Origin of the sequence: Chitinophaga sp., from assembly GCF_035538455.1 — a bacterium.
Classification (GTDB): Bacteria; Bacteroidota; Bacteroidia; order Chitinophagales; family Chitinophagaceae; genus Chitinophaga.
Map to the genome: position 1 here is coordinate 1 of NZ_DATLKJ010000129.1, position 14386 is coordinate 14386.

The 14386-nt window shown below is 45.4% G+C and carries 15 protein-coding genes; 3 read left to right on the forward strand and 12 right to left on the reverse strand.

Annotated features, from left to right (window positions below; translation table 11 throughout):
* Positions 1-69: 69 nt before the first annotated feature.
* The 3 genes from VM802_RS15275 to VM802_RS15285 all read right to left on the reverse strand — a co-directional run bounded on the left by VM802_RS15275 (position 70) and on the right by VM802_RS15285 (position 2593).
* The gene (locus tag VM802_RS15275; RefSeq protein WP_325531963.1) at positions 70-771 is read right to left on the reverse strand and encodes a response regulator transcription factor; all 702 of its coding nucleotides are present in this window, start codon (positions 769-771) and stop codon (positions 70-72) included.
* A 142-nt stretch (positions 772-913) separates the two neighbouring features.
* Positions 914-1708, reverse strand: coding sequence for a DUF3108 domain-containing protein (locus VM802_RS15280; RefSeq protein ID WP_325531965.1), 795 nt, complete (start codon positions 1706-1708; stop codon positions 914-916).
* A 9-nt stretch (positions 1709-1717) separates the two neighbouring features.
* Positions 1718-2593, reverse strand: a complete 876-nt coding sequence (locus VM802_RS15285; protein WP_325531967.1) for a lysylphosphatidylglycerol synthase domain-containing protein — start codon at positions 2591-2593, stop codon at positions 1718-1720.
* A gap of 145 nt (positions 2594-2738) precedes the next feature.
* Between VM802_RS15285 and ruvC the strand changes: the two genes are divergently transcribed.
* Together ruvC and VM802_RS15295 are read left to right on the forward strand one after the other, a co-directional pair.
* The gene (gene ruvC / locus VM802_RS15290; protein ID WP_325531969.1) at positions 2739-3299 is read left to right on the forward strand and encodes a crossover junction endodeoxyribonuclease RuvC; all 561 of its coding nucleotides are present in this window, start codon (positions 2739-2741) and stop codon (positions 3297-3299) included.
* 189 nt (positions 3300-3488) lie between these two features.
* Positions 3489-4184, forward strand: a complete 696-nt coding sequence (locus VM802_RS15295; protein ID WP_325531971.1) for a response regulator transcription factor — start codon at positions 3489-3491, stop codon at positions 4182-4184.
* Positions 4185-4190: 6 nt separating this feature from the next.
* Here VM802_RS15295 and VM802_RS15300 read toward each other — a convergent pair whose 3' ends face one another.
* From VM802_RS15300 to rsmA, 4 genes are all read right to left on the reverse strand, one after another.
* On the reverse strand, positions 4191-4580 hold the full coding sequence (locus VM802_RS15300) for an HIT family protein (protein WP_325531973.1): 390 nt from the start codon (positions 4578-4580) through the stop codon (positions 4191-4193).
* 138 nt (positions 4581-4718) lie between these two features.
* Entirely contained in the window at positions 4719-5192 is a 474-nt protein-coding gene (gene greA, locus VM802_RS15305) for a transcription elongation factor GreA (protein ID WP_325531975.1), read from the reverse strand.
* 187 nt (positions 5193-5379) lie between these two features.
* A complete protein-coding gene (locus VM802_RS15310; protein ID WP_325531977.1) occupies positions 5380-6309 on the reverse strand; it encodes an NAD(P)-dependent oxidoreductase in 930 nt (309 codons plus the stop codon).
* Positions 6306-7058 (reverse strand): 16S rRNA (adenine(1518)-N(6)/adenine(1519)-N(6))-dimethyltransferase RsmA, encoded by a 753-nt coding sequence (rsmA, locus tag VM802_RS15315; protein WP_325531979.1) that lies wholly within the window; start codon positions 7056-7058, stop codon positions 6306-6308. Before rsmA ends, VM802_RS15310 begins: the two co-directional genes overlap by 4 nt.
* Positions 7059-7204: 146 nt before the next feature.
* On the opposite strand from rsmA, the gene pdxA reads away from it, so the two are divergent.
* Positions 7205-8266, forward strand: coding sequence for a 4-hydroxythreonine-4-phosphate dehydrogenase PdxA (gene pdxA / locus VM802_RS15320; protein WP_325531981.1), 1062 nt, complete (start codon positions 7205-7207; stop codon positions 8264-8266).
* Between the two features lie 4 nt (positions 8267-8270).
* Here the strand turns inward: pdxA and VM802_RS15325 are convergent, their stop codons facing one another.
* The 5 genes from VM802_RS15325 to VM802_RS15345 form a co-directional block, all read right to left on the reverse strand.
* Positions 8271-8573: a winged helix-turn-helix domain-containing protein gene (locus tag VM802_RS15325; protein ID WP_325531983.1), complete on the reverse strand. Its 303-nt coding sequence runs from the start codon at positions 8571-8573 to the stop codon at positions 8271-8273.
* Positions 8574-8665: 92 nt separating this feature from the next.
* Positions 8666-9313: a tetratricopeptide repeat protein gene (locus tag VM802_RS15330; protein ID WP_325531985.1), complete on the reverse strand. Its 648-nt coding sequence runs from the start codon at positions 9311-9313 to the stop codon at positions 8666-8668.
* 12 nt (positions 9314-9325) lie between these two features.
* Complete coding sequence (locus tag VM802_RS15335) at positions 9326-11485, reverse strand: TonB-dependent receptor (RefSeq protein WP_325531987.1); 2160 nt, start codon at positions 11483-11485, stop codon at positions 9326-9328.
* A gap of 95 nt (positions 11486-11580) precedes the next feature.
* Positions 11581-13269 carry a tetratricopeptide repeat protein gene (locus VM802_RS15340; RefSeq protein ID WP_325531989.1) on the reverse strand — a complete coding sequence of 563 codons (1689 nt, stop codon included), beginning with the start codon at positions 13267-13269 and terminating at the stop codon, positions 11581-11583.
* A 14-nt stretch (positions 13270-13283) separates the two neighbouring features.
* Positions 13284-14294, reverse strand: a complete 1011-nt coding sequence (locus tag VM802_RS15345; protein ID WP_325531991.1) for a PorP/SprF family type IX secretion system membrane protein — start codon at positions 14292-14294, stop codon at positions 13284-13286.
* Positions 14295-14386 lie beyond the last annotated feature (92 nt).

Sequence of the window (14386 nt, forward strand, 5' to 3'; positions counted from 1 at the left end):
GATATACTTTTTGATCTCCGCTGCATTTTAAATAACTAAATCCCTAAATAAAAAAATTCCAAAATACTTTTATTCCTTCACCACCAGCCTGAATCCATTACCGTGAATATTCACGATCTCAATATTGGAATCATCTTTCAGGTACTTACGTAATTTGGCGATGTAAACATCCATACTGCGGCCATTGAAATATGTATCACTGCCCCATATTTTCTTCAGCGCCAGTTCACGTGGCAGCAGGTCGTTCTTGTGTTCACAGAGCATATGCAGCAGCTCATTCTCTTTTGGAGAAAGTGTATGTGTTTCACCATTATGTGCCAGGGTGCGCAAGCGTGAGTTGAAGGCATAGGAGCCGATCTGGAACTCGTGCTGTTCTTCCTCTTTACTGTTCAGTTCCTGGTTACGCTTGAGAATAGCTTTGATCTTCAGCAGTAGCAGTTCGCTGTCGAATGGCTTGGATATGTAATCATCCGCTCCCAGTTTATAGCCCTGGATGATGTCTTCCTTCATCGTTTTGGCCGACAGGAAGAACAAGGGAATGTCAGGGTCTACGTCCCTGATCTCTTCAGCCAGTTTAAATCCGTCCATATTGGGCATCATGATATCCAGCAGGCAGATGTCGAATTTCTCACGACGGAAAGCAGCCAGGGCCAGGATACCATCGCGGCACAGTTCCACATCATAGTCGTTCAGCTCCAGATAATTTTTCAGCACCATGCCAAGGTTGGTATCATCTTCTGCCAGTAATATTTTCGGTTTACGTTCTTCCATAATCATAAAGGGTTGATTATAACAAATATAAAGTTTTTTAACGGCACGAAAGGTCGTTAAAATTTGGGCTTCACCGAACAAAAGAATTGTTAAATCTGTTACAGGCGCGGCTTATAACGGGCACATATACACGATAATGAGGCTAGCGCTTATCCAGGAGGGAGCTAAACGGATGCCGCAGATTACTGTAGCCAACCATGTCCACAACAATGTTACCTACTGAGATGGGGCTTTCCACACGCAGCGGTACTTTGTTTTCATCATCGCTTACCCATACCGTCATTTTCTCCCCACCTTCAAAAACAGTACCCTTGATAAGCAGAGGCTTGAACTTGATAGCTCTGAACTTACCGAACCGCGTGTTTACTTCTTCTTTGCCCAGGTACCGGATATAGATATTATACACCTGGTCATCCAGGAACATAGCAAAAGGGATCTTGTCGCCTTCCTTGTATTTACCGTAATCGATGTTGCGGGCATAATAGATAGCGCTCACCACATCCTGTACACAAGGCGGCACAGTGAAGGTCCCATTGGTACTCACAGCCTGATGAGCGGCCTGGTTGAACACTACGTTATTGTAGATCTTATATCCTCCCTCGTTTACATTACGGAGAAATTTCAATGGCTGCATGGTAGCAGTATCCACAAAGGACTCGTACTTATCGCGTACTTTAAAGATCCAGTCGTATGCACGGAAGGTTTTGCCGTCTCCGATGATATGGTATACGTCGCGATTGGCAAAGCGTTCAAGGGTAACGGTGAAATTGGCTTCGCCGGCGCCTACATACATTCTTCCGAGGTTATACATCACTTTAAACGTGATATTCTCTCCGACCGAGAAGCTGGTATTGCGGATAGAGCAGAAGTCGTTTTGGGCTTCAGCGGGGTGGACACAGGCGGCCAAACAGAAGATGATGAGTAGAAGGTTCCTCATTGCCGGAATCTATTTTTCCTTAAAAATTTTTACTCCTAAAAGCAGTACACTTCCCAATACGGCCGGCAAGACCAGGTTTATTAACCAGATCCCGACAGTTGCTGCAATAATGGCGGCTGTGTTGGAGCTGATCAATCCAAGAAAGTAAATACTCACTTTCCCGCGAAGCCCCAGCTCCGCAATAGCAATAGTGGGCACCACAGCCATCACCAGGTAAATTACGCTGTTCAGCAGGAAAGCCTGCCACCACATAAACTCAAGCCCCAAAGCGTCCAGCAAAATCAAATACTGTGCCGAGAAGACCATATACCGCAAGGCTGAAAGCAGCAACAGATAACGTAATTCGCTTGATGAATACTTCACAATGATCTGTACAAAGACCTTCGCTTTGCGAAGAAACCGTACTTTTTCAAACACAGCCAGAATAATCTGCAACCGAAAATATAACAATATCGTCAGCACACAAATTACAAGTAGCACACCAAACAATATTTTTTCCCAGAAATTGGGGGGAAAATAACTGTTCCCCTTTACCAGCGTGAAGTTATTGATATAATAGATCATGCCAATTAACCCAAAAATAACAGTCACGATCAACTGGCTGAAACTACCTACTATAGTGGCCGCAATGGCTTTCAGCTTGTTATGGTTCCTGAGGTACAGCACACGGCCACCATACTCGCCTATACGATTAGGGGTGTTGATAGACAAAGAAACCCCAGAAAGGATAGCACTGAAAGCCCTCATAAAAGAAATACGCTCCAGCGGCTTTACAAGCTTCTGCCACTTCCGCGCCTCCAGCCCCCAGTTAAATATCATGAGCACCAATACCAGAACGATACCGGTCCAGCCTTTACGCTGCAGGGAATCCTGCATCTGAATCATCGACTGCTGCAGGTTATCACGGTGACTTAACTGACTGTAAATAGAATACGCCAACCAGGTAAAAAGCCCCGCCCCTAGTAAGTAATTGAGAATTATTTTGGTACTTTTGTTCAGATATCAAAATTTTTGCAAAAATATACTGTGGTTGGCAAACAAGTCAAAAATAATTCTAGGCATTGACCCCGGTACGCTGGTAATGGGCTATGGGCTTATACTTGTAGATGGTAAAAATGTCAGCCTGATAGAAATGAATGTTCTCAAATTATCCCGGTTGAAGGATCATTATGAGCGACTACAACTGATCAATACACGTGTAAATGAACTGATCCGGCAATTTACCCCAACTGGGTTTGCTATTGAAGCCCCCTTTTATGGAAAGAACGTACAAAGTATGCTTAAACTGGGGCGTGCGCAGGGAGTAGCCATCGCAACAGCCATGCAGGCCGGCCTGCCGGTAACAGAATATTCCCCCAAGAAAGTAAAGCAATCCGTTACAGGCAATGGTAATGCTGACAAGGAACAGGTATGGCATATGCTGAAACATATCCTGAACCTCAAAGATCGCCCCGAATACTATGATGCCACTGATGCCCTGGCGGTAGCCGTTTGTCATTTCTACCAGGAATCAAACCCCTTAGCCGGCGCATCGAAGGCAAAAGGCTGGGACCAATTCCTGCAGCAGCATCCTGAAAGGATTGCCCGCTGACCATTACCAGTGGTTAAAAGCTTATTTCATAAATTCGTAAATTGTAGTTACTTTGTCTGAAATTCCTGTTAAAAACTCAAAAAACCACCCGGCTTCGCCGGAAACGGGTTATACTATGAAAATTGATCTTCATTTGTTGAACAGAAAATGTACAGCAAGCTTTTTTACGATAATCAGCATCAGGCAGATATGAAAGCAAGAATCCTATTGGTGGAAGATGAGCAGTTAATAGGTGCAGCTACGAAAAAAAGACTGGAAGAAGCGGGCTATGAAGTGGTGCACAGTACAGACGGCCAGGCCGCATGGGAACAATTCCAGTTACGGTCCTTTGATATTTTGCTGCTGGATGTAATGATGCCCAAAAAAGACGGATTAACCCTGGCACAGCAAATTCGTGAAGTCAATGGCCACGTACCCATTCTCTTTCTCACTTCCAAAAACGAAAAAGAAGACCGGATTGCCGGACTCAGTATCGGTGCAGATGACTACATCAGCAAACCATTCAGCATGCAGGAGCTGATCTTGCGTATCGAAGTTTTCCTGAGAAGAACCAGAGCCACCGCAACTGAAAGGGCCAACGTATTCACCATTGGCAAACTGACCTTTGACTATGAGGATCTACGCCTGTATAACGAATCAGGCGAAATCTCCATTTCACTCACCCAGAAAGAGGCAGAACTGCTCAAGTACTTATGCAATAACCCTAACAGAACCCTGAAAAGAGAAGAAATACTGTCTCAGGTATGGGGCAAAGACGACTACTTCCTCGGCAGAAGTATGGACGTATTTGTCACCAAACTCAGAAAGCACTTTAAATCAGATCCACATATAAAACTGGAAACACTCCACGGCGTAGGATTCCGGTTCAATGTCCCTGGCAAATAAAACAACCTACAGTTCCGCTGTTATAAGTGCCTGGATTTTTTTAAACTCCTCCGGGGAAAACTTCAGTTTACTGCGCGAGAAATTCATATCATCTGCAGAATTGATGGGAATAAGGTGCATATGCGCGTGCGGCACTTCCAGCCCCACCACGCTCACGCCTATACGGTTGCAGGGAACCACTTTTTCTATAGCCCTCGCTATAGGTTTCGCAAACACTAACCACTCCTGCATCAGCTCATCAGATACATCGAAGAATTTATCTGTTTCCGTTTTGGGTATCACCAGTGTATGCCCCTTTACCAGCGGGAAAATGTCCAGAAAGGCGTAAAAATGATCGTTTTCAGCAATTTTATAACTGGGGATCTCGCCCTTGATGATTTTTGTGAAGATGGTCATATTATCTGGTCATTTGGGTTTTAAAAATAAGTCTGTCTCTTCTGTCAGCCAGGCAGGCAAATATCAGAAATAAATCTCCAAATAAAAAAGGCCTCCGCCATAGCGAAGGCCTTAAAAAGTTCCTTGGGGTATTTCTGCTTACGCAGAAATCTCGTCTATCCTGAATCTGATGACTCCATTAGGCGCCTGCACATCAGCCACATCTCCAACCTGCTTGCCAAGTAAACCCTTACCAATTGGAGAAGTAACAGAGATCTTACCTGCCTTCAGATCAGCTTCCGTCTCAGATACCAGTTGATAAGTAACGGTTTTCTTATTGGCCATATTGGTAATAGTAACCTTACACAATATAGATACCTTCGAGGTATCTATAGCATCCGCATTTACAATACGGGAGGTAGCTATAGCATTCTCCAGTATAGCAATTTTTGCTTCATGTATTCCTTGTGCTTCTTTGGCTGCATCATATTCGGCATTTTCCTTCAGGTCCCCCTTCTCCCTTGCTTCAGAAATAGCTCTGGCAATTTCTGCGCGTCCTTTTGTTTTAAGGATGCTCAATTCGTTCATCATTTGGTCCAGGGTCTCTTTTGTAACATAGTTTATGCCAGACATAACCTGCATTATTTTTATAGGTTCTAAGAAAAAAAAATCAACGCCTCCGTTCGCACGGAAGCGTTGCTTTCTGGTGTTATTGCAAATATAATAAATTTAGCCTAAAGAAAAAAAAGTAGCCACGTCGATTTAAATCAATTGAAAATCAATCTTTTAAATCGACCCGATCCAAGGGATCAAACAACGGTCAAATGATATTCAGCTTCTCCAGCACAATCCTCGCCATCTTAATACTGGCCTCATGCGAATAGCCCGCAATGTGCGGTGTAACTATAACATTGGGCGCCTTCAACAGGAACTCCAGCTGTTCCTTTTCAACAGCAGAAAAGCTGGCCAGCTTTTCATTTTCCAACACATCCAGGCAGGCGCCTGCTATCGTACCCTCTTTCAGCGCAGCTATCAGATCATTGTTATTTACCAGCTTGCCCCTCGCAGTATTCATAAACCACACAGGGCGGGCAAACGATCCGAAAAAAGCCGCATTCGCCAGGTGCAACGTTTCGTCAGTGAGCGGCAGGTGAAGACTCACTATATCCGACTCGCTGAAGATCTGTTCCAGGCTTGCCTCCTGCACTTCTGAAGTACCGAATCCTTTTTTGTATTTGTCATACGCCAGTATCTTCACATCAAAACCCCTGAGCTTGTGTGCAAAGATGCTACCGGTATTGCCATAGCCTATAATGCCCACGGTACGGCCATTCAGTTCATACCCCCTGTTACCGTCACGTTCCCAGATCCCCTCTCTCAACTGGAGGTTACTCCTCAACACATTATTCATCAGGCAAAGCAACATGCCTACGGCTTGTTCCCCTACTGCATCGCGGTTACCTTCCGGGCTGCTCACGCAATGTATCCCTTTGCTCTCCGCATACGGTACGTCTATCAGCTCCATGCCGGAACCCAAACGCCCAATCCACTGCAATTGCGCGGCATGGTCAATAATCCGCTTATCTACCCGGATACGGGTTGTTACTATCAACCCTTCACAATCCCTGATCCTGTTGTATACTTCGTCGTATGAAATAGAAGGCTCATAAATCACTTCATAGCCTTTGTGCTGCAACTGATCTGTTAAATACGGATGTGTCTTCGCCGTTACTAATACTTTCCTGCTCATATCATCTTATGGGATAATGCTGCAAAATCAGCGACAGTCAATTCTTCCGCTCTTTTGGAAAAGATCGGGTCCTTTAAAAATTCTTTATCGAAAAATGCCTTCAGCGGGTTACGCAGCTGCTTACGACGCTGGTTGAAAGCAGTTTTCACCAATACAAAAAACTTGCGCTCAGAAGCTATAGCCGCCGGCGTTTCCAGCCGGGTCAAACGGATGACGGCGGATTTCACCTTGGGCGGCGGATTAAAACAGTTCTCATGTACTTCAAACAGATACTCTATCTTGTAGAATGCCTGCATCAGCACACTCAGGATACCATAATCCTTATTACCATGGCCCGACGCTATACGCTGCGCCACTTCCTTCTGGAACATGCCTACCACCACGTCAACGTGGGAGCGCCATTCCAGTACTTTGAACATAATCTGGGTGGAGATATTGTAAGGAAAATTGCCAATGATCCGGAACTCGCCCTCAAACGGAGGAACCGTATCCAGGATACTCACATTGATAAGCTTTCCCCTGATATCCGGATAAGTCTTCTCGAGATACTGTACCTTCTCGGTATCCAGCTCAATCGCTTTGAAATGTATGTCCGGCAGCTGCAACAGGTATTTTGTAATAGCGCCCCCACCGGGACCTACCTCCAGCACCTGCTGGCCCTGAACTACTGGCAACGACTCCACGATTTTCCTGCACATGTTCTCATCTGTGAGGAAATGCTGGCCTAGTGATTTCTTTAATGTATACATGCAGGCAACAAAGATAAGGATTTAGGGCTTAGCCTTCAGCTTTTAGCTTCCGGCCCCTTTAAGCGGTAACCATCGGGAAGGCCAACTTAAAAGCTGAAGACTAAAAGCTAAATCCTTATCTTTGCCCCTCATTGGAGGCAATCAGCATGAGTAACACCCATACTAACAAACCGGTAATAGGAATCACCATAGGTGATATCAACAGCATTGGCGCAGAAATCATCATCAAAACCTTTACAGACAACAGGATGATGGAATTCTGCACGCCGGTGATCTTTGCATCTAACAAAACGATCAATTTCTACCGGAAGCTTATCAATGAAAACAATTTCAATTATCAAAGCATAAAAGACTTTACCCGCCTTAACCATAAGCAGGTAAATGTGTATAACTGCTGGGAAGAAGAAATACAAATCACTCCCGGCGTATTAAACGAAGCCGGCGGCAAATATGCAGCCCGCGCACTGGAAGCTGCCATCCAATGCCTGAAAGATGGCCACATACAAGGGCTTGTAACAGCTCCCATCCACAAAAACAACATACAAAGCGCCAGCTTCAACTACACCGGACATACTCCCTACCTGAAAGATGCCTTCAATGCAAAAGACGTTCTCATGTTCATGACTGCCGAAAACTTGCGTGTAGGCCTGCTCACAGAACATGTGCCGGTAGCGGAAATTGCAAAATATGTAACTAAGGAAAATATCCTTTCCAAACTGCAGCTGATGAAAGACAGCCTGGTAAAGGATTTTGGAATAGATCAGCCACGTATCGCTGTATTGGGCCTCAACCCCCATGCCGGCGATGAAGGCCTCATCGGTCATGAAGAAATAGACCAGATCATCCCCGCCATCAGGCACGCTAAAGGCAATGGCCTCCTCTGCTTCGGACCATATAGCGCTGATGCTTTCTTTGCACGCGAAATGTACCGCCAGTTCGATGGTGTACTCGCTATGTATCACGACCAGGGCCTTATTCCGTTTAAATCCCTCGCCAACGGCGAAGGCATTAACTATACTGCCGGATTAAATATTGTACGCACCTCCCCCGACCACGGCACCGCTTTTGATATCGCCGGTAAAAACCTGGCAGATCCCGGATCTATCAGACAGGCCATCTTTACCTGCCTCGAAATTCTCGAGCAACGCACCCGTTATGCGGAAAATACAAAGAACCCGCTGAAGAAGACGGAACTCGCGTCTGAATAGGCTGTCAGCCCTTGGGTTTACCTATATTCAGGTAAGACTGGATCGAGTTTACATAATTCTCAAAGGCTTTCCTGCCTTTGGCAGTTATCTTGCAAATAGTTTGCGGGTAATTCTCCTTAAACTGCTTTATCACTTCAATATAAGAGGCATCGCGTAGCTTATTGATCTGTACACTCAGGTTACCTGCTGTTGCATTTGTTTTCTCTTTCAGAAAAGTAAACTCTGCTTCTTGCTCACTCAGTAACACAGACATAATCGCCAGCCTTAGCTGTGAATGCAATACCGGGTCCAGATCCTTAAAGTCCATACTATTCAATTTTGATCAATCATCATTAATAACATTTTGCCGGGTGCATCTGCTGCACCCCGGCAAAACACTTACGTTTTAATATAAGATAGTTATTTATACTGACTCAGAAACATACGAACACGTGGCTCACCCCAATGTGGTGCAATGTTGCTTTCTGGCTTGAATGCCGTGAACTTCTCCAATGCACGCTCAAACATCACTTTCGCCTTTTCTTTACTGCCACCGAAAGCCTCCGGCGTACTATACAGCGATTCCCCTTTCAGCAGATATGTCCTTGGGTTCTCCGGGTTATATGTTTTGGCCTGCTCCAGTTGCTTGGCAGACTCCATGCCATACTTCTGTCCTCTGTTCATTGGATCTACAATCAGTCTGACGGTAGCTACCAGCGAACGTATACAGGCGATCTCAGAATTATTGGGACTCAGGGCCTCTGCCATATCCAGGTTGGTTTCTGCCTTGTTGGCCAACGGATCTTTCAGGCTGTTGTCCTTCTGCATGAAGGCCGTCATTACTTCGCAATAAGCAGCATAATAGTAAGGAAGCCATTGGGTTTTCTCTGCCTCAGCAATACGCTCGAAAGTATTGGCTTTCTGTTGCATGTTGTCCAGTGTGAACGTGCTGACGCTATCCAGTTCGCCTACCTGTTTGGTCATTACCTCCTGGTACTGTGCGCTCTGGGCCAGGGCTGCTGTTGCCAGCCCGCCAATAAAAAATAAAGAAAGAAAGATACGTTTCATATTTGTATGGAATTATAAGTTATCAATAACATCCTGCCGTCTGTCGATACCAAAGTTCATGAACATCCCCACGTATACAAAGCGGGGAGCCAACGGTACAATCTCGTTGCGGCGCAACCCATCGCGGGAATAGTTGTAACCATACACCTGCTTATTGTTAGGTACATTGCTTACTGACAACACAAATACGGTAAATGCTTTCCGGATAGTTGTCAGATAGCTGGCACTCACGCCCAATGCATGATAGTTGATCGTCTTTTCAGACATAAATTTATCAGCAGGCAGATTCGGATTATAGTACGGCCGGCCCGAAGCGAAGCTATAAGTAACCCCCACATTCGTCATCAGTTTCTGGAAGAACCGCTTGAATACTAAGCTGGCAGTGTGATTAGCCGCAAAATCCGGCTGCACACGCATGGGATAATTGAGAAAATCACGTTTGGTATCGAGGTAAGAATACGAAATCCAGTAATCCACATCTTTAAAGGTTCTCTTGTCGCGCCAGAAAATCTCCAGCCCCTGCGCATAACCGTTACCGTTATTATTATAATTAGGTACCGTTTTAACGAGATCAGTATATTTTTTATAGAAAACCTCTGTACGGAAAGTATAACTGGTAGAGATACGTTGAAAAGTAGCAATGTAATGCGTAGCCTTCATATAGCCGAGTCCGTGATCAAAACGGATATACTGCGGCTCCGGCTTCTGATAGTAATCACCATAGGCTACCGAAAACTGGCTGATCTCATTCAGTTTATATGCAAGCGAAGCACGTGGCGCCAGGTTCATTTTCCCAAGTACAGAAGAGTATTCTGCACGGCCACCTGCACGACCTACAAAGCGCGGTGAAAAATAAATATCCGCTTCTGCAAAACCCGCCGTATAATTATCCGCATAATTGGCGTTCAGCTGATTGAAAGAAGAACGCTCCACTGCATACTGATATTCGCCGCCAAAGCGCAGTGAAGACAACCTACCTATATCCTTTGTGAACATTACGCGCGCCTGCGTGAGGTCTGAGCGCACCTTAATCAAACTCCCAACAGGGACTTTAAATAGCGTGTCTGACTTTATCTTATCGGTATTACTGCTGAATGAAGCACCCAGGTAAAGGCGCCATCCATGAGCAATATTTTCCCGGTAAGTCATATTCGTATATATGTTCTGATTACGAACCTGATTAGATTCTATATAATCGGGATACTCAAGACTGTTATTGCTGAATCCCATTTTACTCCAGTTACCGTAACCATAGAATTTAAGCATCCCTGTAGATGAGGTCTTTCTGCGGAAATTAAGGGAAGTACCAAAACTCTCCGGCCCAAGATCAGGCGTCCGTTGAGGCTTAGCCACCTGGAAATAAGGCGACAGATTAGTATAATCTGCTTCTACACCATAAGATGTTTTTTTGTCTTTCGTCAGATTATCAATGCCCGCACTTGCACCAATGAGAGAAAGACCGATAGAAGACGAAGAACGCTGCGGCAGGTCTATCGATTCAAGCACCAGTGCAGATGAAAGCCCCTGACCGTATTGCGCGGAATATCCACCGCTGCTGAACGTAGTGCCTTTAAAGAGAAACGGCGAAAATCGGCCACGACCCGGTATCGCAGGCAAACTACTCTGGAAAGGATTCCTTACCAACATACCATCAATCAACACCTGTGTTTCATATCCCGTACCGCCACGCACAAACAATCCTTCACGGTCATTTGTCTGCTGCGCGCCCGGCAAAGTTTTGATGGCATTAGCAATATCAGCCCCAGCACCAGCTGTAGTCACAATATCAAGCGGTTTAAGCACTGCATTGCCTTTCTTGTCGTCGCTGGCTTCAAAACTCCCCGCTGTAATAGTCACAACTTTGAGTGCATTGGTCACATTCTTCATTACAATCATCAACTGCTGACTGCTATCCGCTTTGATTTTCAATTCCAGCGACTGATAACCAAGCATGCTGGCAGATAATATCTGATCCCCCTTGGCTGAAGTTGTAAAGGAAAAGCTACCGTCCGCCATAGTAGTAGCGCCATCATATGAACCTTTTAAAGAAACGTTCACACCAGACAATCCACGTTTTCTACCATCAGTAACTTTGCCACTTATCTTATTCTGTGCAAACAGTACTGTAGGTAAAAAAATAAAGAAACATAGATAAAGGTTGACTCTTGACATAGTTGGGAGTTAATTCTCATCAAAACTAAACTAGTTTATGATATAAACCAAATACAATCGGCAAAAATTTATACCTGACAGATAATCAATTGATTTTACTTCTTCTTCTTATGATGTACCACCCGCTTTTTACTCTTTTTGTGAGGTGATGGATGTTTTTCTTTGTGGGGAGAAGCCGGAGGCTCCATCTTCTTCGTATCAGAAGGACAGAATGATTTATTAAGGGCGTCCGTCCCTGTTATATTGCGGGTATTGAATTCATAACTATCAGTACGATTATTGTAATGCACTCTTATTACATACTCAGCATCAGCCTCCAGCTTGGCTTCGATCCTGCCGGAAGGTGGCTCTACAATATAGCACCATCCCATACCACGGGTTTTGTTGTATAGATATACGCAGGCCGACACCGGCACACAGATCTCACCTGTAAACGGAATACGCAACAGCGGAACCGGCAGTGGCGTCAAACCAGGCACAGTTTGCGGCGCAGCAAAACTGTATATGTCGTCCTCCCCCTTTCCACCAGTCCTGTTCGATGCAATAAATCCTTTCCCTTCTCCATTCACCACATAATAAAAATCATCACCGGCAGCATTAAAAGGTAACCGCAGGTTTACAGGTGCTGACCAGCTGTTTCTGCTGCCGTTTGCTGCAAAAATATCGAAGCCCCCCATCCCCGGCCAACCCTTGCTGGAGAAATACAAAGTACCATCCGGTCCCACAGTGGGAAACTCCTCTTCATCAACTGTATTAATACTGCCGCAGTTCTGTGGTGTACCCCATGTATTATCTGTCTGCTTTTCACTGTACCAGATGTCGGTAGCGCCGGAACCACCAGGTCTGTCAGAGGAGAAGTATAATATATTGCCCCCAGGGTTTAGTGCGGCATGCCCGGTCGAGTAATCGTTACTGTTATATGGGAAGGCCACCGGCGTTTGCCACTTATTATTGCGCTTCACAAACATCAGCAGCTCCAGGTGGCGCGTGCCATATACTGGTATATCACGCTTGTTATAAGGTACCTTGCGGGCAGGATTGGTAACAGTTACATAAGCGGTATCCTCCTGTGATGAAAACACCACCGGACCAACGTGATACGGATAATCATTAATGTAGGCCGAAAAATCTTTCACATAACCAATGCCGGAAGCTGTGCTCTCCGCTGCATACAATTTGCCGTAAGCCTCATTATTCCTGCCATAACGCCGCCTGCTGCCCTTCACATACCAGATATCATGCCGGAGGCTGTCAGACACAAACACGATCTGCTTATTATACCAGGTAGCGCCCCAATCGTTCGCTCTGCTGTTAACACCTTTCACATTTTCGAGCAGTGCATATGCTGGCTGCGATTGCCAGAAGGCTGCTGAATCACAACCGGCAATACGGGCGGCAACCCGCCGCTGATCAGGATACAGTTGGTACTGCTGCTTCGCTTCTGCATAACGGCCCAGCGACTTAAGCATATCCCCATAATATAAACGTTTGTCGCTTGCACCTGTACTGTCTTTCAGCGCCTGTGCATACCAATAGGCAGCCTTTTCATACTGATTGTATAAACGATAACTCGTCGCGAGCCTGTCAATAATAAAAGGCGCCTGTTTACGACCTCTGCGTGTACGCAGGATTTTTTCATACAAGCCTGCGGCCTTCGCATACTCGGATCTCCTGAAATGCTCATCTGCACGCTTACTGAGCGGTACCTGCTCCTGTGCGTCCAGCTGCAGGCTTACTAGCAGTAACGTATATACGAAAATATGAGATAGTAATTGTTTCAGCATTGCCTCGATTGATTTTAGAAGTACCTGGGACTAACAGTACGTGATTTATACTTTTTATTATTGAACAGATAGCCAACTGATATTTCATGAGACCCTTGCTGGTAGCTGGCCAATTTGTTAATAGTAATATCGTACGCATATCCTATCCGGAGTTGCGGTGTGGCATAAAATTCTACCATGGCGCTCGCTGCATCCAGTTGCTCAAGCTCTTTGTCCAACGCAGGTTTACTCCACAACTTCACACCCGTTCTGTAGGAACCGCCTATCCACAGCTTTTCTGCAATCAGCAGAAACGCTGTAAAATCAAAATTGGACGGACCCTTAAAATCCTCTTTCCACATGATGGAAGGTTTCAGCTTCAGATTCTCCGACAGGTCAAACAAGTAACCTGCATTCACATACAGGTGCTGTGTTTTGCGGATCGTCTTGTAATTATATCCTCCCCAGTAGTACCGTGAATTATCTGTGTAGAGCGAGAAAAGGTCCATCACAGCAGCGCCTACATAAAATTTCGGTGTATAGTAGTACACGCCAAAACGTGCATCCGGTATAATCTGCGAAGTTTTACCCAACGGGATAGCCTGATCCAGGTCATCTACATACTTCAACGCAGTACCGTCTATACTGTATTGCGTGATACCGCCGCCAAGACCGATACACAAACGGCGGGTATCTTCTTCATCCAGCGGGATACGGTAAGAGTAAAAGCCATATGCAGAAAGGATCTCCTGCGGACCCAGCTTATCCACTGTCAGCTGTGCTCCTACTCCTACACGTTCATCACGCGCACCGGTGAGGCCATCGATAGATACCGCCCCCGTCTGCGGTGCACCAGGGAAATTCACCCACTGATGTCGGTACACACCATTGAGATACCAATCCCCTTTGTATCCTGCATATGCAGGGTTCACGCTTAACATATTGAATACATATTGACTGAACTGTACATTCTGCTGGGCGGTTGTTTCTCTTGCAAATATCACCGCCAGTATGGACAGGAACAGAATTTTAAATTTTCCTTTCATACACATAATTTTTAAACCTGTTTATCTAACCAGCAATATCCAACCCTTGTATTCACGGACTTTACCATCCTGTGAGCGTAACTTCAGCACAT